This is a genomic window from Corynebacterium singulare, assembly GCF_000833575.1.
In the GTDB taxonomy this organism is placed as follows: Bacteria; Actinomycetota; Actinomycetes; order Mycobacteriales; family Mycobacteriaceae; genus Corynebacterium; species Corynebacterium singulare.
Genome location: NZ_CP010827.1, coordinates 2642260 through 2662639, shown reverse-complemented (window position 1 = coordinate 2662639; position 20380 = coordinate 2642260). Strand labels below are relative to the sequence as shown.

The 20380-nt window shown below is 58.2% G+C and carries 20 protein-coding genes and 2 pseudogenes; 10 read left to right on the top strand and 12 right to left on the bottom strand.

What is annotated here, in order from left to right; all coding sequences use genetic code 11:
• Nucleotides 1–20: 20 nt before the first annotated feature.
• From glpK to CSING_RS12165, 3 genes are all read left to right on the top strand, one after another.
• Complete coding sequence (gene glpK / locus CSING_RS12175) at nt 21–1568, top strand: glycerol kinase GlpK (RefSeq protein WP_042532684.1); 1548 nt, start codon at nt 21–23, stop codon at nt 1566–1568.
• 83 nt (nt 1569–1651) lie between these two features.
• Complete coding sequence (locus CSING_RS12170) at nt 1652–2488, top strand: HAD family hydrolase (RefSeq protein ID WP_201773957.1); 837 nt, start codon at nt 1652–1654, stop codon at nt 2486–2488.
• Between the two features lie 45 nt (nt 2489–2533).
• Complete coding sequence (locus tag CSING_RS12165; protein ID WP_042532679.1) at nt 2534–3598, top strand: HNH endonuclease signature motif containing protein; 1065 nt, start codon at nt 2534–2536, stop codon at nt 3596–3598.
• A 91-nt stretch (nt 3599–3689) separates the two neighbouring features.
• Here the strand turns inward: CSING_RS12165 and CSING_RS12160 are convergent, their stop codons facing one another.
• Nucleotides 3690–5726: an N-acetylmuramoyl-L-alanine amidase gene (locus tag CSING_RS12160; protein WP_052471431.1), complete on the bottom strand. Its 2037-nt coding sequence runs from the start codon at nt 5724–5726 to the stop codon at nt 3690–3692.
• A 155-nt stretch (nt 5727–5881) separates the two neighbouring features.
• On the opposite strand from CSING_RS12160, the gene glf reads away from it, so the two are divergent.
• The gene (glf, locus tag CSING_RS12155; RefSeq protein WP_042532677.1) at nt 5882–7078 is read left to right on the top strand and encodes a UDP-galactopyranose mutase; all 1197 of its coding nucleotides are present in this window, start codon (nt 5882–5884) and stop codon (nt 7076–7078) included.
• Between the two features lie 25 nt (nt 7079–7103).
• On the top strand, nt 7104–7430 hold the full coding sequence (locus CSING_RS12150; protein WP_042532675.1) for an ArsR/SmtB family transcription factor: 327 nt from the start codon (nt 7104–7106) through the stop codon (nt 7428–7430).
• Here CSING_RS12150 and CSING_RS12145 read toward each other — a convergent pair.
• The 8 genes from CSING_RS12145 to CSING_RS12110 form a co-directional block, all read right to left on the bottom strand.
• Nucleotides 7427–8305, bottom strand: coding sequence for an urease accessory protein UreD (locus CSING_RS12145; RefSeq protein WP_042532673.1), 879 nt, complete (start codon nt 8303–8305; stop codon nt 7427–7429). The genes CSING_RS12150 and CSING_RS12145 overlap by 4 nt on opposite strands.
• Nucleotides 8306–8920 (bottom strand): urease accessory protein UreG, encoded by a 615-nt coding sequence (gene ureG, locus CSING_RS12140; protein WP_042532671.1) that lies wholly within the window; start codon nt 8918–8920, stop codon nt 8306–8308.
• Between the two features lie 48 nt (nt 8921–8968).
• On the bottom strand, nt 8969–9688 hold the full coding sequence (locus tag CSING_RS12135) for an urease accessory protein UreF (protein WP_042532669.1): 720 nt from the start codon (nt 9686–9688) through the stop codon (nt 8969–8971).
• The gene (locus CSING_RS12130; RefSeq protein ID WP_042532667.1) at nt 9669–10145 is read right to left on the bottom strand and encodes an urease accessory protein UreE; all 477 of its coding nucleotides are present in this window, start codon (nt 10143–10145) and stop codon (nt 9669–9671) included. Before CSING_RS12130 ends, CSING_RS12135 begins: the two co-directional genes overlap by 20 nt.
• A 107-nt stretch (nt 10146–10252) precedes the next feature.
• Complete coding sequence (gene ureC, locus CSING_RS12125) at nt 10253–11965, bottom strand: urease subunit alpha (RefSeq protein ID WP_042532664.1); 1713 nt, start codon at nt 11963–11965, stop codon at nt 10253–10255.
• Nucleotides 11966–12033: 68 nt separating this feature from the next.
• Nucleotides 12034–12345 carry an urease subunit beta gene (locus tag CSING_RS12120; RefSeq protein WP_042532662.1) on the bottom strand — a complete coding sequence of 104 codons (312 nt, stop codon included), beginning with the start codon at nt 12343–12345 and terminating at the stop codon, nt 12034–12036.
• A 49-nt stretch (nt 12346–12394) separates the two neighbouring features.
• Complete coding sequence (locus CSING_RS12115; RefSeq protein WP_042532659.1) at nt 12395–12697, bottom strand: urease subunit gamma; 303 nt, start codon at nt 12695–12697, stop codon at nt 12395–12397.
• 156 nt (nt 12698–12853) lie between these two features.
• Nucleotides 12854–13990, bottom strand: coding sequence for a DMT family transporter (locus tag CSING_RS12110; RefSeq protein WP_042533471.1), 1137 nt, complete (start codon nt 13988–13990; stop codon nt 12854–12856).
• Between the two features lie 401 nt (nt 13991–14391).
• Between CSING_RS12110 and CSING_RS12105 the strand changes: the two genes are divergently transcribed.
• The 4 genes and pseudogenes from CSING_RS12105 (at nt 14392) to CSING_RS12085 (ending at nt 17217) form a co-directional block, all read left to right on the top strand.
• Nucleotides 14392–14661 carry a hypothetical protein gene (locus CSING_RS12105; protein WP_042532657.1) on the top strand — a complete coding sequence of 90 codons (270 nt, stop codon included), beginning with the start codon at nt 14392–14394 and terminating at the stop codon, nt 14659–14661.
• 114 nt (nt 14662–14775) lie between these two features.
• Complete coding sequence (locus CSING_RS14110) at nt 14776–15015, top strand: hypothetical protein (RefSeq protein WP_042532656.1); 240 nt, start codon at nt 14776–14778, stop codon at nt 15013–15015.
• Between the two features lie 45 nt (nt 15016–15060).
• Nucleotides 15061–15669 carry a three-helix bundle dimerization domain-containing protein gene (locus CSING_RS12095; RefSeq protein WP_042532654.1) on the top strand — a complete coding sequence of 203 codons (609 nt, stop codon included), beginning with the start codon at nt 15061–15063 and terminating at the stop codon, nt 15667–15669.
• Nucleotides 15670–16023: 354 nt separating this feature from the next.
• Nucleotides 16024–17217 (top strand): annotated as a pseudogene (locus tag CSING_RS12085) (IS3 family transposase).
• A gap of 39 nt (nt 17218–17256) precedes the next feature.
• Here CSING_RS12085 and CSING_RS12080 read toward each other — a convergent pair.
• Genes CSING_RS12080 through CSING_RS12070 form a run of 3 tightly spaced genes read right to left on the bottom strand, consistent with a single transcriptional unit; the run spans nt 17257 to nt 20017 of the window.
• Entirely contained in the window at nt 17257–18033 is a 777-nt protein-coding gene (locus CSING_RS12080) for an ABC transporter ATP-binding protein (RefSeq protein WP_042532650.1), read from the bottom strand.
• Nucleotides 18033–18962 (bottom strand): FecCD family ABC transporter permease, encoded by a 930-nt coding sequence (locus tag CSING_RS12075; protein ID WP_084226242.1) that lies wholly within the window; start codon nt 18960–18962, stop codon nt 18033–18035. The genes CSING_RS12080 and CSING_RS12075 overlap by 1 nt, the downstream gene beginning before the upstream one ends.
• 56 nt (nt 18963–19018) lie before the next feature.
• Nucleotides 19019–20017 (bottom strand): ABC transporter substrate-binding protein, encoded by a 999-nt coding sequence (locus CSING_RS12070; protein WP_042532646.1) that lies wholly within the window; start codon nt 20015–20017, stop codon nt 19019–19021.
• A 170-nt stretch (nt 20018–20187) separates the two neighbouring features.
• On the opposite strand from CSING_RS12070, the pseudogene CSING_RS12065 reads away from it, so the two are divergent.
• Nucleotides 20188–20346: pseudogene (locus tag CSING_RS12065) on the top strand (three-helix bundle dimerization domain-containing protein); the annotation flags it as partial.
• Nucleotides 20347–20380: the final 34 nt, after the last annotated feature.

Here is a 20380-nt window from a genome sequence, read left to right as displayed (position 1 = left end):
TCCCGACAAGGAGAAAAACTATGTCTACTAAGAGCTACGTCGCAGCGATCGACCAGGGAACCACCTCCACGCGCTGCATCATCTTCAACCACGACGGTGAGCAGGTGTCCGTCGGCCAGCTCGAGCACGAGCAGATCTTCCCGGAAAAGGGTTGGGTTGAGCACGATCCAGAGGAAATCTGGAGCAACACCCGCCGCGCCGTTGGTGAAGCACTGGCTAATGCCGACATCAACATTGAGGACATTGCTGCCCTCGGCATCACCAACCAGCGTGAGACCACCGTCGTGTGGGATAAGAAGACCGGTAAGCCGGTGTACAACGCCATCGTCTGGCAGGACACCCGCACCACCGAGATTTGTAAGGAGCTCGCCGGCGAGGAGGGCGCTGACAAGTGGCGCCGCCGCACCGGCCTCATCATCAACTCCTACCCGGCAGGCCCGAAGGTGAAGTGGATCCTCGATAACGTCGAGGGCGCTCGCGAGCGCGCCGAGGCCGGTGAGCTGCTCTTCGGCACCATCGACACCTGGCTGCTGTGGAACCTTACCGGTGGCGCCGATGGCGACAACGGCCAGGAGGCCCTGCACGCAACCGACGTCACTAATGCCTCCCGTACGCTCCTCATGGACATCGAGAAGCTCGAGTGGGATGAGGACCTGTGCAAGGAGATGGGTATTCCTACCTCCATGCTTCCGGAGATTCGCCCGTCCCTCGGTGACTTCCGCACCGTCCGTGAGCGCGGTTCCCTGTCCGGCGTGCCCATTCGCGCCATCCTCGGTGACCAGCAGGCCGCAATGTTCGGCCAGGGCTGCTTCCGCCCGGGTTCTGCGAAGAACACCTACGGCACCGGTCTGTTCCTCCTGCTCAACACCGGTACCACCCCGAAGTTCTCCGAGAACGGCCTGCTTACCACCGTGTGCTTCCAGCGCGAGGGTGAGCGCCCGATCTACGCCCTCGAGGGCTCGGTCTCCATGGGTGGTTCGTTGGTGCAGTGGCTGCGCGATAACCTGCAGATTATCCCGAACTCCTCCTCCATTGAGAACATGGCTCGCGAGGTCAAGGACAACGGTGGCGTGTACATCGTCCCAGCCTTCTCCGGCCTGTTCGCGCCGTACTGGCGCCCGGATGCCCGCGGTGTCATTGTGGGCTTGACCCGCTACGCCAACCGCAAGCACCTGGCCCGCGCGGTCCTCGAGTCCACCGCGTACCAGACCCGTGACGTTGCTGACGCCATGGTTGCTGATTCCGGCGTGGAGATCACTGAGCTGCGTGTCGACGGCGGCATGACCATGAACGAGCTGCTCATGCAGTTCCAGGCTGACATGCTCGGCGTGGAAGTTCACCGACCGAAGAACGTTGAGACCACCGCCACCGGTGCGGCCTTCGCAGCCGGTCTCGACTCTGGTTTCTGGGATGATCTCAGCGTGCTGGGCTCCCAGCAGGGTGACTTCAAGGTGTGGAAGCCGCAGCGCGACAAAGATGAGGTCGAGGCTCTGTACCGCGACTGGAAGCGCGCCATCAAGCGTTCCCTGAACTGGGAAGACGTGGACGATGATGACGTGATTGCCTAAGCGCTAACGTTCCCTGCGGCCGTGATGAGGTTTCTCGTCACGGCCGCAGTCGTGTCTTCATACCCTGACGTAGACTCATGGTTATGACTTTCCCGGAACGCGCGCCGCGCCTCATTGTGAGCGACATCGACGGTACTTTGTTGGACCGCAACCACCGCGTGCCCAAGCGTAACCGGGAAGCGGTGTCCCGGGCGGTTGCCGCTGGAGCCGAGTTCGCCCTCGCCACTGGACGGCCGTTCCGCTGGATTATGCCCGTTCTAGAGCAGCTCCCCGTGCGCCCCGTCTGCGTAACCTCCAACGGCGCGGTCATTTATGATTCCGCCGAAGACCGCGTCCTCTCCGCACATGAGCTTTCCCCTGAGGCGCTTGCTGAGACCGTCAACGTTGCCACCCGAGTTCTCCAACCCCTTGGCGGCGCGGGCTTCGGCGCGGAGCGCGCCGGAGGTTCACTCCTCGATCCCGTTGAGGAGCTTTTCGTGGTGGAGTCCCATTATTCAGAGAATGCACTGTTCGAAGGCTTTGGCCTGGTGAGTGTGGGGGAGTTGGTGTCCAAACCCGCCGTCAAACTGCTGATCCGCAACACCGATTACTCCGCGCCGGAGCTCTATGAGCTCGTGGCCCCGCACATCGATCCGGAGCTGGCCCACGTCACCTATTCGATGTCGGAAGGCGTGCTGGAGGTTGCCGCACCGAACGTGACCAAGCGCGGCGGTGTTCAGTGGCTCGCTGAGCATCACGGCATCGCCCGTGAAGACATCATTGCCTTCGGTGATATGCCTAATGACATTGAGATGCTGGAGTGGGCTGGTTTCGGCGTTGCCATGGAGAATGCGCACCCCGCGCTTGTCGACGTCTCCGATACCACCACCCTGCCCCATCATCAGGCCGGTGTGGCCACGGTGCTTGAGCACTGGTTTTAGTCCTCCGGTTGCGGGGTGGTGTGTGGTGGTTTAGTCTCCTTTGGCATGGGGGATTTAGAGACCTATTTCTCCTTCCGCAACTCGGGGATGAGATTGGTGCAGCTTGCGGCAGGGGATGAAAAAGACTTACGCGCACGCGGTGCCGCACCTGCCGATGCCGCCGAATTAGCACGCCTGCACCACATCTGGTTCGGTGCTACCAAGTTCACTGGTAAGCAGCGCACTGCGCGTGCGCGTGCGCTGGACCAGGGCCATGATGTGGCCACGCTAAGTCTTATCGAGTCCTACACTTCGAAACTCAAGAATCAGTTGGATGCCTGGAATCTAAGGCTCAGACTTGCCGGCACCGACGCACACAACATTCCAGCAGTAGCCACCAAGCGCTTAAAAGAGCTCAAGCCCAAGCGTGTGCCGAAACCCGGGGTGCGCATGACCTACCGTAAGCAAGGCCCGCACTCGCTGACTATTACTGGTGATGCGTTGATGATTACTGAGATGCACGGCACCTTAGAATCCATCAACCACACCAACCTGCTGGAGGCTTGCAAACAAGTCTTCTTCACCAACAACCACGGTGGAACAAAGCCTGCGGTGCTCACCAGCGTGGTGGTGACCTTGGATAATCTCGACAAGATTGTCTCCGGTGACGGTGACGGCATCGTCCTGGAGCTAACCAATGGTGGGCGTATGACTGGTGCTGAGTTTTTGAACTACAAGTTTGCGGAAATCGGCTACGTCACCCTAATCCACCCCACCATCGGGCCGGTATGGCTACACCGCTTGCAACGCTTCGCTGGGTTTGAGCAACGCATGATGGCTAGTGCGGAGCACCCTACGTGTGCCAGGGAAGGCTGTAACAAACCAGCTGATTATGCCCAGGTGCATCACCTAGTGCCGTGGAAGGCCGGTGGGGAAACCAACCCACCGAATTTAACGATGTTGTGTGCTTATCACAACGGGATTAACGATGATGACCCGGATAAACCCACCGGGGCCGGCTACGTCTTCCGCCTGCGCGGCGAGGTTGGCTACATCCCGCCCTGGGCAGAACCAATCACCACCCAAGCCGCCTACCAACAAGCCCAGAACAACCTGCCCCGGCCAGGCTAACTCCCCACAGCAACACCGCCGACGCGGACGCCCCACGAGGCATCCGCGACATCGGCGATCCCACATACAGGGGCCCGCTTAACGGCACGGTTTAGTCCGTGAAGACCTGAATCTGCTCAGTGGCCGGGTTGTAGACGATGGAACCGCCCTGGAAGTGAACGCGGACTTCCTTGCCGTTGCCAGTGAGGACCTCGTCGGAGGTTGGCAAGCCCAGCTTGGTGGCGTTGGCACCCGTTGCCCACTCCTTGGCAATCTGGCCCACCAGTGCGTGGGCGCCAGTCTCCTCGGAGTAGAGGACTACGCCGTTCTGGAAGAGCTGCGAGATGATGCCCGACGTCTCATCCGGGCCGCCGACGGCCAAGCCCAAGACCGGACCGAAGTTATTGAGCACCGCAGTCCAGGTGTCCTTGAGGCCCTCGTTCTTACTCAAGGACAGGACCTTCGTCACGATGCCTGGAATCTGCTCGACCGGCAGCCCGCCGACCTTTTGGTCCATGTCAATCTGCTGATCGGAGCGGCTGTACATGATGCCGAAGACCGTAGCCGCCAGGCCGACGAGAGCGGTGACGGTGCTGACCGGGATCTCGGAATCACCCACCGAAGACATCGGTTCCTGCGGCTGTGGGTTGCTCGGGCGCGGAGTAGCCGTCACAGTCTCGGTGGCCGTGGCAGCAGCAGTTGTGGACTGCGTGCTTGTGGAATCCTCGTAGTCATCGGTCCAGTCCGTCGACGTCGAGGTGCCGGACTTAATAGCGGCATACTTCCTGTGCGCCGCCGCGCGAATCTGTGGCCAGCGAGCGATGGTGTACTGGCCCGGGCAGGCAGTGGCATGCACGTCACTGTGTCCGAAGAAGCCGTAGACCGAAGCGTAGGTGCCCGCCGGGTACTTCGAGCCGTTGAAGCCTCCGGAGCGCAGCTGCACAGTGGATTCCGGATCGACACCGGAAATCGCGGCCTTCCACCCAGCAAGGTCCGTGACGGACTCCAGCAACGCTGCGGTGGGCGGCACAATCTCGTAGTTACCAATCATCGAGATGCCCCAGGTGTTCTCGTTGAAACCACCGATATGTGCGCCCTGTACGGCCTCGTCGAGCCCACCATAGCGGCCCTCATAAATCGTGCCGTACTTATCCACCAGCGCGTTATAGCCGATATCGCACCAGCCCAGATTCTGTGCGTGGTACTGATATGTGGCGCGGACCTGAGCCGCCGCCTGCGCCCGGGTGTAATTGTTGGAACCTGCTGTGTGGTGCAGCGCAATGGCCTTCACGCCATCGTCGTAGTCCGCCCCCTTGCAGCGAATGCTCTCATCAGCGCCCCAACCCGCACGAGACACCACGCGGGGCATGCCGTCGGTATCGGCAGTCGGCTCGATGACCTCGCCCTCCTGGGCATTGCCGTCCATGAAGACAGCCTCGAGACCTTCTACGTCAGCAGGCTCAGCCGAGGTATCTGCCACTTCTGCTACCGGTGCAATCTCACCCACGTTGTAGGCAACCGGCGCCGGCTGCGGGTTCGCGGAGCGTTCCGCAGCAGCATTGGCGGCGGCGAGGGAGGGGGCGAGATCGGTGGGGGAGGCGTCGGCAAGCGCGGCGTCATCCTCAACTTCCGTCTCCGTGAAGGATTCATCGAGGTTAGACCCCGTCACCAAGTCAACATTGCTCATGGAAACCTGCACATCATTGGTATCGCCCACAAAGATGAGCTCGGTGCCGTTGGTGGCCGAAGGATCATCGTTGGAATCGGACATCGCATCCATGTCGTACCACTCGGACCACGACCCATCCGGCTGCTTTGCTCGGACGAAGGCGGCGACATCGCGCGAGCCTTTCCACGTCACGGCGAAGGAGGAGAAGGTCTCATCGCGGTGGAACTGCTTCACCGCGCGCGGGCCCGAACCTTCACCTTGGGAGGCGATGGCGGGGTCATCGACCACAACCGTTTCGCCTGAACCGAAGGATTCGGAGTGTGAGGCGACTTCGATGGGGCCGCTGCCAGCCTCCTGGGTCTGAAGAATGGTGTGCCCGCCGAGGGCCGCGGTGGAGACCACGGCGATCGACGTGACCGCTGCGATAATCGGCGTGGACCACCGAGATTTCGTGGCAACAAGACGACGTTTCAGGTGCACGGTTACTCCCTAGGGGCTGACTGCAGGTTAAAAAGAGCGCAAAAAGTTAACTAACGGGGCACATGTTACGGCAGTTGTGTGTGGGGAGGAAGGTGTGACACGCGCGTACCCGCCATCAGCCGCACCGGCTGCGGTGCTGCCTTAAGCTGGTGGCTATGACTGCATATGACCTCATCGTTGTTGGATCCGGATTTTTTGGCTTGACCGTCGCCGAGCGCGCAGCGTCCCAGCTGGGCAAGAAGGTGCTCATCGTCGAGCGCCGCGAGCACTTGGGCGGTAACGCCTACTCCGAGGCTGAGCCGGAGACCGGCATCGAGGTCCACAAGTACGGTGCACACCTCTTCCACACCTCGAACAAGCGCGTGTGGGAGTACTGCAACCAGTTCACTTCTTTTACCGACTACCAGCACCGCGTCTTTGCCATGCACGACGGCACGGCCTACCAGTTCCCCATGGGCTTGGGCCTGATTAACCAGTTCTTCGGCCGCTACTACTCCCCGGATGAGGCGCGCGAGCTCATCAAGGAGCAGGCAGGCGAGTTCGCGGTAGATGAGGCACAGAATCTGGAAGAGAAGGCCATCGCGCTCATTGGCCGCCCGCTCTATGAGGCTTTCATTCGCGATTACACGGCCAAGCAGTGGCAGACGGACCCGAAGGAGCTGCCGGCCGGCAACATCACCCGCCTGCCGGTGCGCTACACCTTTAACAACCGCTACTTCAATGACACCTATGAGGGCCTGCCTGTCGACGGCTACGCCGCGTGGCTGGAGAATATGGCAGCGCACGAGAACATTGAGGTGCGTCTCAATACTGATTGGTTTGAGGTTCGAGATGAGCTGCGCTCTGAGTCCCCGGATGCCCCGGTGGTCTACACCGGCCCGCTGGACCGTTACTTCGACTTTGCCGAGGGTGAGCTGGGCTGGCGCACCCTCGACTTCGACCTGGAGGTGCTCGACACCGGTGACTTCCAGGGCACCCCGGTGATGAACTACAACGACGCCGACGTGGACTACACCCGCATCCACGAGTTCCGTCACTTCCACCCGGAACGCGCCGACTCCTACCCCAAGGACAAGACGGTGATTATGAAGGAGTACTCGCGCTTCGCCGAAAAGGGCGATGAGCCGTACTACCCCATCAACACGCCGGAGGACCGCTCCAAGCTGGAGGCGTACCGCAAGCTCGCTGCTGCGGAAGCCCGCGAAAACAAGGTGCTGTTTGGTGGCCGCCTGGGTACCTACCAGTACCTGGACATGCACATGGCTATTGCCTCTGCGCTGAGCATGTTTGATAACAAGCTGGCACCGTTCTGGAACGAGGGTAAGGCCTTGGAGCAGGAGCGCGGCCACTAGGCCGAAGAAAACAAGGAAGATTGTGATGGCGGGTTTGGATCACCACCTTATGGGTGCCGATGAGTGGGCCCCAACGTTTAAGACGCTGGGTGATCCGACCCGTCTCAAGCTCCTGTGCGCCATTCACTTCGCAGGCCCCTACAAAGCAACGGTGACGGAATTGGCGGAAAGTACGGGGGTACGTGTTCCAACCGCCTCTGCAGCGCTGCGGGCGATGGAACACATGGGAACGGTACACTCCGCCCGAGAGGGCAGGAGCATCCGCTATACCATCGTGGACCCCCGAATCCACGAGTTGCTCCACTGGATGGGGTCCGGGCACGCAGACCCAGACCCCAGTGTGGAGGATTAGTACTTGCGCATCTTGAGGTCAGGCTGACCTCGGAATTCGCGTCGCAAGTGGTTCGCCACATCCGTGATGAGGGCCATGAGTTCCTCAGTACGGTTGCCCAGCGCGCGGACGACGAAGCCCGGGCACTGCGTGGCAGAGAGGGCAGCGGTGATGTCGGCAGTGCCGCCCTGGTGCTTGGCGACGATAGCCCTGACTGCATCGAGGACGTCCTCGGTGACCTCAGGGGAGACGCAGATGATGGTGGAAATGTGCGTGCGGCCGCCCATGTAGAAATCCTGCTCCTTGCCAAACTCGGCAGAAAGCGGGTTTACTCGCAGGTTGTCCACGAGCACGGGGCGAGAACCTACGCGGACCTCGTTGCGTAGGAAAGCTTGATTGTAGAGGAATTGCCCACCATCCGGTGACCAACCCGGCGTGATGATGTCGGACATGAACAGTGAACCTTCCGGGTCCACGTCAGCCGTAATCTTCTGCCGGAAATCAGCGTCGCGGTACAGGATCATCTGATCTGGGATGTACTCCAACACGGCGCCGCGGGCGACGGAGAAGTCGATATTTTGCACTACGTAGTCATCCGGGGTGCGGTACACCTTCGCGGCCGACTGGTCGGTGAGGAGCACGCTGGCGTTCTCCTCGACGTTAAGAGCAATGCGGTAGGCATCGCCACCGACGTAGCCGCCACCGGGGTTGACGATGGTGTAGTACACCTGCCCAGAATCATCTAGGTAGTGCGCACGAATGAGCTTGAGTGCCGCGTAGTGATACTGGGAGGTGGCAATCGACTTTCCGCCGCTTAAGCCCACGGTGAAGTCGAGTTCACCGTTCGGCTCGCGCGGGGGAGTGTGTTCAAAGATTCCTTCGGGTAGCGTCCACATTTACTCGGCCAAGTCATGCATCAGGACGTCGTGACGAATCCAGTTGATGACCTCATCCAGGCCCTCATCGGTCTTGAGGTTGGTGAGCACGAACGGCTTCTCACCGCGGAAGACCTTGGAATCATCAGCCATGACCTGCAGGTCAGCGCCAACGTGCGGAGCCAAGTCGGTCTTGTTAATGATGAAGAGATCAGACTTGATCATGCCCTGGCCAGCCTTGCGCGGGATCTTCTCACCCTGGGCCACGTCAATGATGTAGATGGAGAAATCAACGAGCTCCGGGGAGAAGGTAGCGGAGAGGTTATCGCCGCCGGACTCGACGAAGACGAGCTCCAGGTCCGGGTGGCGTGCTACGAGCTCCTCGAAGGCGGTGTCATTCATGGAGGTGTCCTCACGAATGGCGGTGTGCGGGCAGCCGCCGGTCTCCACACCGATGATGCGGTCCTCGGCCAGGATGCCGTCGCGGGCGAGGATCTTGGCGTCCTCGGTGGTGTAAATATCGTTGGTGATTGCGGCCATCGAAATCTCACCGTCGAGGGCGCGGGTGATGCGCTCGATGAGGGCGGTCTTACCGGAACCAACCGGTCCGCCAACGCCAATCTTGATTACTGCCATGGTAAATCCTTTCTTAAAAAATGACTCTGTGTGAATGGTCTACGTCTTTTAAGACATGAACATTCGGGAGCGCAGGCTCTCGTGGGCCATCTGGGCTACTTCCAGCCTAGGAGCGACCACGCCGAGGTCTGCAATAGTGTTCAACATCGTCCGGGCCGCGGCTTCTTCCACAACGTGATAAGAATCCACCAGCACGCGCTGGCCAGCATCCTGGCCCAGCGGGATGGCGCGGATGGCGTTCTGCGTCATGGAGTTAGCCATCTGCATGAGGTACGCGCGCACGGCCTCCTCGGCCGGCAGACCGGTCGCTGCAAGCACGAGGCCCGCAGCGATACCCGGGTTTCCGGCGAGCTCACGTGCGTTGAGCTTGTCGCGGTAAGCCAGGACCAGTGGGTCGTCGTCAGCCACGATGGCGGCCACGCGGGACCAGCGCTTGCCCATTGAATTCATGGAATTGCGCACCTCCAGCGGGGTCTGGCAGGCGTGTACCAACGCGTCGAGCTCGGCGAGGTGGTCGAGTTTGGCGTCGACAGGCTCGTCACTGTTGTACAGCTCCAGCGCCAAACGCAGGGCGAGTGCCTCATTGAAGCTGGCCTGGTGCAGGTAGCCTTCGAGCCAGTGCGTGAAGGTCGCGGCGTCGTGCACCTCATTCTCCGCGATGTAGCTTTCCAGACCCGCCGAGTGGGCAAAGCCACCCGTCGGCAGAGCAGAGTCGGTGAGGTGCCAAATCACCAGCTCTGCGCGGCGATTAGTGGGTATGTTCTGCATGGCGGAAAGCCTCCGGCATGACGTGCGCGTCCTTGGAGTACGGCACCTCGGCGTGGTCAAGGAAGTGCTCGACAGTGTGGTCCTGGCGAACAACCATCACTTCAGCGCCGAAGGGGCTGTCCTCACCGAAGAACTGCGCCTGCAGGTGGCGGTTGCCCAAGCCGTGGGCAACGGAGAGGGCCTCGAGGATCGAGCGCGGCTTGATGATGATGACCTCGGTGGGCTCAATCCTGGCGATGATGACGGAGTTTCCGTCTTTGTGGAGCACGTCGCCGTCGTAAAGCTCGCGAAAGCCCGGTTCCAACTTCAATGCCAGCTCGGTGCCCTTCGCGGACTTGAGGCGCTGCACGCGTTTGGTACGGCTCTCATTGTCGAACGATACGGTATCGATCTCGAGTCCCGCGCGCTCGCTTTCTGGGGTATCCCAGAGGTTCTCGTTGATTTGATTGATAACCAACTAGATTCCTTTCATGAAAAGTAAGAGGCCATACGGAACAGGGAGGTGGCTGTTAGACAGCGTCGTCCCTGTTCCGTATGGCCAACGGTGCCGATGGTGACCGGCTACTAGAAGAGGAAGTAGCGCTGTGCCATCGGGAGGACCTCAGCAGGCTCGGAGGTGATTTCCTCGCCGTCAACGGTGAGGACGTAGGTCTCCGGGTCCACCTTGATCTCCGGGGTGGCATCGTTGAGCTTCATGTCCTTCTTGGAGATGTTGCGCATGTTCTTGGCCTCAACCAGGCTGCGCTCGATGCCCAGCTCGCGGCGGATGTCGGTCTCAAGCGCGGCGGTCGGCACGAAGGTGACAGCGGTGCGGTCAACCAGGTGTCCCGTAGCACCGAAGTTGGTGCGCATGGTGCGCGGCTGCGGGGTCGGGATGGACGCGTTGGAGTCACCCATGAGGGTGCGGGCGATGTAGCCGGACTTGAGGACGATGCTCGGCTTCACACCGAAGAAGGCCGGGTCCCAGATGACGAGGTCAGCAATCTTGCCTTCCTCAACGGAACCGATAGCGTGAGAAACACCGGCAGCGATAGCCGGGTTGATGGTGTACTTGGCAACGTAGCGCTTGATGCGGTTGTTGTCGTTGTCCTCAGTGTCACCATCCAGCGGGCCGCGCTGAGTCTTCATGCGGTCAGCAACCTGCCAGGTGCGGGTTACGGTCTCACCGACGCGGCCCATGGCCTGGGAGTCGGAGGAGGTGATGGACAGAACACCCATGTCGTGGAGGACGTCCTCCGCGGCAATGGTTTCCTTGCGGATACGGGAATCGGCGAATGCCACATCCTCTGGGAGGTCCGGGTTGAGGTGGTGGCACACCATAATCATGTCGAGGTGCTCGTCGATGGTGTTCTTGGTGTACGGCAGGGTCGGGTTCGTCGACGCCGGCAGGACGTTCGGGTAGCCAGCGACCCGGAGGATATCCGGAGCGTGGCCACCGCCAGCACCCTCGGTGTGGAAGGTGTGGATGACGCGGTCACCGATAGCAGCGATGGTGTTGTCCACCATGCCGCCCTCGTTCAAGGTATCGGTGTGGATGGCGACCTGGACGTCCATCTCGTCAGCAACATCGAGGGCGACGTCGATGGCGTTGTAGGTTGCGCCCCAGTCCTCGTGGATCTTCAGACCGATGGCACCAGCCTTAATCTGCACGCGCAGCTGATCCGGGTTGGAGGAGTGGCCCTTGCCCAGGAAGCCAACGTTGACCGGCCACTTGGAGGTTGCGCGGATCATGTTGCGGATGTTGTAAGCACCGGAGGATACGGTGGTGGCGTTGGTGGAGTCGGTATTCGCAACGCCGCCGCCGATGAGGGTGGTGATGCCGTTGTCCAGAGCGGTGTCAGCCTGGTCGTAGGAAACCATGTGGACGTGGGTATCGATGGCACCAGCGGTGACGATCTTGCCTTCGCCGCCAATGACCTCGGTGCCGATGCCGACAACAATGTCGACGTCATCCTGGATATCCGGGTTGCCGGCGTTACCAATCTTGAGGATCTTGCCGTCCTTGATAGCCAGGTCAGCAACGTAGATGCCGGTGTAGTCGATGATCATCGTGTTGGTGATGACCAGATCTGGGATGACCTCGTGGCCGGTGACGCGGGAGTTCTGGCCCATGCCGTCACGGATGACCTTGCCGCCACCGAAGGAAACCTCTTCGCCGTACTTGGTCTTGTCGTATTCGACGCGGGCAATGAGGTTGGTGTCAGCGAGGCGGACGCCGTCACCGGTAGTGGGACCGTGAAGCTCGGCGTAGTTGCGGCGCTCCATTTCAAAAGCCATGAGAATGCTCCTTTAATTAAGAATGAGTGCTGATGTGCAGTGTCGGTGGATGTGGGGCGTGCTGGAAACTAGTCCAGCTTGCCGTTGACCTTGCTGTTGAAGCCGTGGATTTCGCGCTTGCCCACGTAGTCAATGAGGTTGACGCTGCGGGAATCACCGGGCTCGAGACGAACAGCGGTACCAGCCGGAATGTCGAGGCGCTTGCCCATGGCTGCTTCGCGGTCGAAGTCGAGGGCAGAGTTAGCCTCGGCGAAGTGGAAGTGGGAGCCAACCTGCACGGGGCGGTCACCCTTGTTGGTGACCTCGAGGGTGATGGACTCGCGACCTTCATTGAGGGTGATGGGGCCGGTCTCGGCGACGAAGAGCTCTCCAGGAATCATCTTTACTCCTTATATATATGTAGCGTTGAGGGTGGTGGGAGGTGCGGAATTAGCGGATCGGGTTGTGGACGGTGACCAGCTTCGTTCCATCGGGGAAGGTGGCCTCAACCTGTACATCGGAAATCATTTCCGGGACACCCTCCATGACGTCATCACGAGTCAGGTAGGAAACACCTTCGCTCATGAGCTCGGCGACGGTCTTTCCATCGCGAGCGCCTTCCAGGAGCTCACCGGTGATGTACGCAACCGACTCCGGGTGGTTGAGCTTTACGCCGCGCTCCTTACGCTTGTGGGCAAGATCCGATGCAACGACGATGGCAAGTTTTTCCATTTCGCGGTTGGTAAGATGCATGTCGACTCCTTATCGAACGTGGGGGACTATGTGGGGGATTGTCTCTCCCCTAGTGTGCCTGAAGGCCAAGAATGGTGCTATGAAATTGTCTTTTATGGCCCCCGAAAGGGCCTGAAGCGGGCCAACGGTTGAGCTCCGCTGACCCGCTCGGGTTACTTAGTGAGCCGGCCCAGCTGCCTCATTGACAGTCTCAGCGACTACAGGTTCTTCCTTTTTCTTCTTTCCAAGGAGAGGGTCGAACATTCCGTTCTGGAACATGACACAGCCCAGAATGATGACCACACCGAGCCACTGCAGCCAGGACGGGATTTCGCCGAACAGTGGCCATGCGATGATGACGGAGGTCACCGGGGAGAGCAGCAGGATACCGGCGGAGAGAACCGGCTCGAGCCAAACGGTACCCATCTGGACGAAGGTCCATGCCATGGCCTGGCCCAGGACGATGAGGGAGATGAGGTGGACCCAGTTGCCACCGTCAATCGGGTCACCCTGGGAGACGGCCTCGAAGAGGCCGACGCCCTCAGGCAGCTCCGGCAGAACCATCTGGCCGTTGGCATCTTCAACCAAGACACCGGTGGTGATGTTGAAGCCATTGCCGATGATCATGATGATGGTCGGGACAACACACTGAGCCAGCATGGTGAACATCATTGGCTGCACGTAGATGTCATTACGCGGAGCAGTAACGCCAGCCTTACGAGAGAAGTAGAGGTAGAAGGAGTAGCAGATACCGGAGGTTAGACCGCAAGCGGTACCCAGAACGGAGGTCTTGATGCCGCTGATTTCAGCGGGGCCAGCAAGCTCGGCGGCCGGCTCGAAGACGCCACCGGTGAAAAGCACACCGACGATCATGAGCGGCAAAATAACAATGAAGGACTTCGGCAGCTTGTACTTGTCGAAGATGGTGGTCAGAATCGGGACGATAACGACCTGCAGGTTAAGCAGAATGGCGGCCACACCGGAACCAATAAGGAAGATGGAGAAGTTCCAGTTGGTGAAGTCAAGGCCGAGGAAGAGGCCTGCGATGCAGGAGAACATAATGCCCTTCTTCGGGAGGACCATCTTCTTGCGCATCTCGACGATGCCGAAGGGGAGCAGCAAGAGGAAGCCGATGGAAACGCGGAGGAACGCCTGGGTGGCGGGGTCCATGTTGGAGCCCTTGACCCACAGAGGGGTTCCGGAGAGGAACATCGTACCGAGGAGGAGGATAGCGACGGCCTTGCCGTGCGAGAAGGGTTTAACGGGATTACTTGCTAGGGAGGGGTGCGGCGGAGTGCTTACTCCTGCCGTCATCGTGTTATTTGCCATGACTCGAACCATACTCAAAATAAAATATTTCTTTAACTGTAAAAATAAACGGTATGTTCGTACTGTTCGGCCTTTGCCCCGTTGACCACCAAAAATGCATAAAAAATCCTGTGAGTGTCATCGGAATTGGCCACCCTAAAACGGGGGGTTAATCCACTTGGTGCATCTTCTGCTTGGCGTGCCGGATGTTAAAAAATAGGCGTTGATATGCGTAAAAGCCCCTAACGGGAGTGTTATGGATCACCTTATAGGTTTCCTGTCAAGATTGGAGAGTACTGTGAGCCTTCTGCCTGGCGGACGATTTTAACGCAAAGTTTTTGCCGTAAGATGGCGCAAAGAATAAGTGGTCTTCGGTTCTGTTTGGGCTGAAAAAGGAGAGGAAAATAATGAAACTCTGGCAGAAAGTTTCGCTTGCAATATTTGGCGTTTGTTTTTTAATGTTCACCACCACGGCGCTGCTGGGTGACGACCCGTTGATGTGGTTCTATCCCATTGTCGCTCTAGTTGGCATTGGCATTACTTTGTATGATGGCCCTGGTAGGAAGGAGAAGCGGTGCCAGGAGGAAGAAGCTCGCGCCAGGGCTGACCGGGAGGAACTTGCTCGCCGCAAGCAGATGGAGCGTCGCGAGCGTAGAAAAAGAGGCAAAGGGAAATAGCTGCCGCGACTAACCGTCACGGTTTCGGACATTAGAAGGTGTAACCTTGGTAGATTCCGGTGTCGCGATGGCTTAATCGCGACGTGACTTGATGGACATGAAGAGGGTGACGGCATGGCGCGACGTCGGAAAGCGGACCGGAGTATGTGGAAGATGTCTCCAGAACGGCTCGAGGAGCACCTTAAACTTCGGTCTCGGGCAACGCGGATTCCCGATAAGAGAAAACAGCAAGCAAAGAAGGCCTGCCGGAACACCCGGCAGGCCTTTGGCCTTTCTGGGGTCCAAAAGATCGTCGCCGACTTCAATTATGAGCGATGGAAATTAAAACTTGAGGTCATGGCCGCAAGTGAGTAAAGTTAACTCCAGGTTAACAATAGGCGAACTGAAAGTGAGGATAATATGACTTTCCCGAATGCCCGCCGGTTCGACACCCTGCGTCAAGATCTGCTTGCCGATTATGGCCACCAATGCAGCGCTGAGGAAATTAACTCCTTCCTGGATGCCGCCATTGAGCGCCACGAAGCTAACGCGACTCTCGATGAGTTCGTCCCCGTCATGGTGGAGCGCGAGGTGCGTGAGCACTTTGGTAACCACCGCATCCACGTCCGCTTTGCGGCCGGCAACGATAACGCCCTGGCCCAGGCCGCTGTAGCGCTGACGAAGAAGTACGCCGGCAGCGCCTTGCTTGTTGATGCCGCCGTTACTCACCCCGAGAACGAGGCCGATTCCCACATGGCTCACGTCCTCCAGGAGCGCGGCATAGCCGAGCACCCGCATCGTTACCTTGAGGACTTGCGCCTGCTGACGATCCCGGATTACATCGTGTACCTGGGCCGCGACATTCCGCGTGATGAGGCCGGCAAGGATATTAAGATCTGGGATATTTCCCGTGCTAAGACCGTTGAGGAAACCCGTGAGCTGGCCGATGACCTGGGTGCCCGCGTGCACTACATGCTCAACCGTCTGGGCATCGAGCCCATCTCGGAGGATGCTACCGTCAATGTCTGAATCTTCTAAGGTCCCAATTCGGAAGCAATTGGAGGTATACAGTAAAAGCCTCCAGAAATCTTGGAGCTTTTCGTGAAGGAGCCCTTTGTCGGTAATTTGCTGCTTGGACGGTCAAGTCCCGTGTAGTGGTGTAGCCGTTTAGCTTTCGGCTCGGTATTCAGTTCTGTGTTTGAGGTCAGGCGGTTAGCTGGTGTTGTTCACTGTGGTCACCTCCAGGTTGGTCAAGATGACGTTTGAGTTGTTTAGTTTGTTTGGGATTGCCCGCAAATCGTGGACACGTGGGGACCGGACCCCTTTTTGGTAGACACCTGATATCCAGCCCGGTTGGGTTGGGAAGAAAGGTAATCTACCACCATGCCTAGGTACTCCGAACAGTTCAAACGTGATGCTGTGGCCCTCTACGAAAACAATGAGGACCTCTCACTTCACGCGGCTTCAGCAGAGCTTGGAGTCAATCGTTCCTCCCTTTTCTCCTGGCTTAAGCGCTACGGCACCGGCAAACGTGCTCGCACAAAAGCCGTGCACGATCACGCCCAGGTGACGACTGAGTCTGAGCGAATCCGCCAGCTAGAAAAAGAAGTCTCTAAACTGCGCGAAGAACGCGATATTCTGCGCAAGGCCGCTAAGTATTTTGCCGAAGAGACACGCTGGTAATCCGCTTCCAGTTTGTCTATGACCACCGAACCGAATACTCGGCTCACACGGATGTTCCATGTGTTAAAGATCAATCGCTCTTCGTTTTATAAATGGGTCAGCACCCGCGAAAATCGCAGGTTAAAGATATGCTCCGATGCCCTTATTGGTGCAAAAATCAAGACCATCTTCGATGATGAGCACGGGCTTTATGGTGCCAAACGCATCGCTGCAAGCCTCAACGACGATACGGAGCTTACTCCGATCAACCATAAGAAGGTTGCACGCATCATGAAATCCATGGGGTTAAAAGGATTTACCAAACAGCGTTGATACATCACCACCAAGCGCTAACCTGGTCACCGTGTCATGCCAGATCTAGTAGGCCGCAAATTCACCGCTGAAGAGCCGAACCACGTCTATGTAGGCGACATCACCTACCTGCCGTGTAAGGGAGGCAAGAACATGTACCTTGCCACGGTCATTGACGCCTACTCACGCAAGCTCGTCGGTCATGCTCTAGCCGATCACATGCGGGTATCTCTGGTCATCGAGGCGTTGTCCCATGCCAGCAAAGTCCGCGGAAGCCTTGACGGGGCAATTTTCCATTCCGATCACGGCAGCGTGTACACCTCACAAGCGTTTAGGGACCACTGCGCCCAAATTGGTGTGCGCCAATCCATGGGCGCGGTGGGAACGCGTGCCGATAATGCCCTGGCAGAGTCATTTAACGCCACCTTAAAACGTGAAGTGCTACGTGATCGGAAAGTCTTCGACAGCCCAATAAGCTGTCGCCAAGAAGTCTTTCGATGGTGCATGCGCTACAACACCCGCAGACGGCACTCCTGGTGCAACCTTCTAGCCCCCAATGATTTCGAAGCACTCACATCAACTACACTGATCCAAGCAGCATAGCTAACCCCCGACGTGTCCACTTTCTGGGGTCAGGCCCGTTTAAGAATTCAGCGCGTGCTTGATATGAAGTAGCGGCACCCCATCCGTTGCAGTACTTAGTTTGCCTTGTACGCCAAAGACAGTGGCTAGCGTGGCGGGGTCGAGGACCTTGGATGGGTGCCCATCACCGACCAAGTGGCTGTCATGGATAAGCAACAAACGGTCACAGTAGCGCGCTGCCAAAGCGAGGTCATGGATCGCCAAGACTATGACTGTATTGTGCTCACGGGAAAGATGTCGTAGAAGTTCCATCAACGTGTATTGGTGGTGGAGATCGAGGTGATTGGTGGGTTCGTCGAGCAGCATGATGCTCGCCTGCTGCGCCATAGCGCGCGCTACCATGACGCGTTGAATCTGACCTCCCGAAAGTTCGGTGAGTCTCTCGTTCGCAATGTCTTCGAGACTGCTGTGAAAAAGTGCTCGGTCCACAATATGCTTGTCTTCCGTCGTGACTGGTGAAAAGGGAGCGCGAGCAGCGTCGCGACTAAGTTGCACTACCTCACGCACAGTAAATGGGATGTCCTTGTCGGAGTGTTGTGCCACGTAAGACAAGACTCGAACTCGCTGCGTGCGGGGGTAGGAGTGTAAGGGCTTGCCTGAAAAAACCACAGTGCCCTTGAATGGTTGCACACCAGCAATGGCCTTGAGCAGCGTGGACTTACCACTACCATTTGGGCCCACGAGTCCCACAAGGCTTGGTGCCGCGACCTTAAAAGAGATGTCGTCGAGGACCGTCTTGCCTGAGAAACCGGAACTTAGGTGTTTGATTTCGAGCATCAGTGTTTCCTCTGCAAGATGAAAAAGAACATCGGCACGCCAATCAGCGCGGTAATCACACCGACGGGAAGCTCCTGCGGGGCAAAAAGAACGCGGCCGATCGCATCTGCCACGACCAGAGTAATGGCACCGACTAAGGCGGAAAGAGGAATAAGGCTGGAGTGCCGTGGAGTGTTAAGCATACGGACCGCATGCGGAACGATGAGCCCGACGAAACCGATGGCACCAACCGATGCAACCGTGACTGCTGTCATTAACGAGACTGCAATGAGCACCGTGTAGCGGAGCGCAACAACAGGCACGCCCATCGTTGAGACGGTAGCGGAGCCCAAAGACAAGGCGTCAAGGTATCGAGAGAGTATCCACATGAGCACCATGCCGATCGTGCCCACGACTATTACTGCGGCAAGAGTATGCCATCGTGCTGCACCGAGCACGCCTAGCAACCAGAACATGATGCCGCGGGTGGATTCAGCATTTCCCGAGGCTGTTACTACTAGCGATGTCAGAGCTTGAAAAAGGAAACCGATGAGTACACCAGTAAGCACCACCTTGGTGGCATCCGCTGCGCTGTGACGCAACAAAAGCATTAGTAGTAGGAACGACACCAGCGCGCCGATGCCGGCACCCACAATGATGCCGTACTGCCACGTGGAGAACAGGATAGCCACCACAGCGCCCGTTGACGCCCCCGAGGACACTCCTAACAAGTACGGCTCCGCCAAGTCATTGTGGGTGATGGCTTGCATCACTACGCCGCAAACGGCCAAAATGGCGCCGACGAATGCTGCCATGAGAACGCGGGGAATACGCAACTCCGTCAAGATTGATGTGCGCAACTCTGAAGGGCGGGGATAAGCAGGGTCAATGTAGCCGCGGAACTCCGCCAACGTCATGGAGCTAGAGCCCATAGTGAGGGATAGCGTCATTGTCACGAGTAGCACGACAATGCTGACCCCTGCAGTAATCCAGGTTTTCCGCACGGTTAACGTGCCTTGTTGCTAAAAAGGTCGTCGGAGATGGATTCGGAGACAATTTCCAAAATTTCATAAGAGCGGCCTGCCGCCGAGGTAGCCACGCCAGGGACGACAATGTACTTTCCAGATTTGACCGCTTCCATTTCTTTCGTGCCAGGAGTTGCTTCGAGGGCATCGACCTTTTCTTGCCACTTATCGCCGGGCTCGCCGCGTTTAGGCAAGTCTGCCAACAAGATGACGTCTGGGTTGGCCTCTGCCACAGCCTCCCAGGAAACCTGCGGCCATTCCTCGGATAAGTCGCCAAAGACGTTAGTCATGCCGCTGGCCTCGCCAATTTCGGTAATGATGGATGGGCCACCTGCCACGTACGGCGCGCCTCCGATGGAAGAGTACAACAGCATGAACGTGGTCCCCTCAGGCGCTTGAGTAGCTGTCTCAAGCGCACGGTTCTGTTTTTCTATGAGTTTTTTGGCAGCATCCTCGCGGCCGAAAAGCATGCCGAGCTCCGTGATGTCTCGTTCGATGAGATCGAACTTGGACTTGCCAACGTTGTCGCCCATGTTAGGGCATTCAACATTGGATTGGTAGGTGCTCACGCCGAGTTTTTCCCATTCCTCACGTGCGCCGGCACTATCGGTTGTCCAACTGAGGGCAAAAGGGGAGTAGATGAAGTCTGTGTCGGCGTCACGCAGTTGTTCGGAATTGGGCACTCCAGGGCTTAGCTCTCGAATCCCTTCCAGATCGAAAGCTTCCGGCGGTGCGTCTTTTTGGTGGCCGTAGCCGGCAATTTGGTCCTTGGCTCCCAAAAGAAGCAGAGTGTCGGTTGCACCTTGTTCTAAAGTGGTCGCGCGTTGCACAGGAACGTTGACGCTGACCTTGTAGCCACAGTTATCGATGATGTGGGTGTTAGCGTTGTGCGTAGACGTCTGAGGCTCAGGGCTGCTGCATGAGGTGGCAATAAGTGGGGCGAGCAAAACTGCTGAGAGGGAAATAGAGATGCGGTGCATGGCATGTCCTGTTCAAGTAATCAATTGTCTATTGGAATATTAACAGTCCAGGGTTGAAGGTAAAAATGTGCGTATCTGGTTCGGCGTGCCGTTTGCGTTAGCTTTCGCCCGTTCTCAGGCTGCTTGATTGGAATCGAGGTCGATTTCCTTTTGGCGCCGCAAACATAGGCGATGAAGCCGGCAAGGACATCAAGATCTGGGGCATCGCTACGGTAAAGACCGTGGAGGAGGCCCGCGAGCTAGTTAATGACCTCGGCGCACGCGTGCTTTACATGCTCAACCGTCTGGGGATCGAGCCCATCTCGGAGGACGCAGCCCTCTCGGCTTAGTTTTCAGCCGCGTGGGATCTCAGCGCAGCACTGG

Excerpts from the sequence above, each read along its gene's own strand:
- glpK (WP_042532684.1), top strand. The coding sequence starts at position 21 with ATGTCTACTAAGAGCTACGTCGCAGCGATCGACCAGGGAACCACCTCC.
- CSING_RS12170 (WP_201773957.1), top strand. The coding sequence starts at position 1,652 with ATGACTTTCCCGGAACGCGCGCCGCGCCTCATTGTGAGCGACATCGAC.
- CSING_RS12165 (WP_042532679.1), top strand. The coding sequence starts at position 2,534 with ATGGGGGATTTAGAGACCTATTTCTCCTTCCGCAACTCGGGGATGAGA.
- glf (WP_042532677.1), top strand. The coding sequence starts at position 5,882 with ATGACTGCATATGACCTCATCGTTGTTGGATCCGGATTTTTTGGCTTG.
- CSING_RS12150 (WP_042532675.1), top strand. The coding sequence starts at position 7,104 with ATGGCGGGTTTGGATCACCACCTTATGGGTGCCGATGAGTGGGCCCCA.
- CSING_RS12145 (WP_042532673.1), bottom strand. The coding sequence starts at position 8,305 with ATGTGGACGCTACCCGAAGGAATCTTTGAACACACTCCCCCGCGCGAG.
- ureG (WP_042532671.1), bottom strand. The coding sequence starts at position 8,920 with ATGGCAGTAATCAAGATTGGCGTTGGCGGACCGGTTGGTTCCGGTAAG.
- CSING_RS12135 (WP_042532669.1), bottom strand. The coding sequence starts at position 9,688 with ATGCAGAACATACCCACTAATCGCCGCGCAGAGCTGGTGATTTGGCAC.
- ureC (WP_042532664.1), bottom strand. The coding sequence starts at position 11,965 with ATGGCTTTTGAAATGGAGCGCCGCAACTACGCCGAGCTTCACGGTCCC.
- CSING_RS12120 (WP_042532662.1), bottom strand. The coding sequence starts at position 12,345 with ATGATTCCTGGAGAGCTCTTCGTCGCCGAGACCGGCCCCATCACCCTC.
- CSING_RS12115 (WP_042532659.1), bottom strand. The coding sequence starts at position 12,697 with ATGCATCTTACCAACCGCGAAATGGAAAAACTTGCCATCGTCGTTGCA.
- CSING_RS12110 (WP_042533471.1), bottom strand. The coding sequence starts at position 13,990 with ATGACGGCAGGAGTAAGCACTCCGCCGCACCCCTCCCTAGCAAGTAAT.
- CSING_RS12105 (WP_042532657.1), top strand. The coding sequence starts at position 14,392 with ATGAAACTCTGGCAGAAAGTTTCGCTTGCAATATTTGGCGTTTGTTTT.
- CSING_RS14110 (WP_042532656.1), top strand. The coding sequence starts at position 14,776 with ATGGCGCGACGTCGGAAAGCGGACCGGAGTATGTGGAAGATGTCTCCA.
- CSING_RS12095 (WP_042532654.1), top strand. The coding sequence starts at position 15,061 with ATGACTTTCCCGAATGCCCGCCGGTTCGACACCCTGCGTCAAGATCTG.
- CSING_RS12080 (WP_042532650.1), bottom strand. The coding sequence starts at position 18,033 with ATGCTCGAAATCAAACACCTAAGTTCCGGTTTCTCAGGCAAGACGGTC.
- CSING_RS12075 (WP_084226242.1), bottom strand. The coding sequence starts at position 18,962 with ATGACGCTATCCCTCACTATGGGCTCTAGCTCCATGACGTTGGCGGAG.
- CSING_RS12070 (WP_042532646.1), bottom strand. The coding sequence starts at position 20,017 with ATGCACCGCATCTCTATTTCCCTCTCAGCAGTTTTGCTCGCCCCACTT.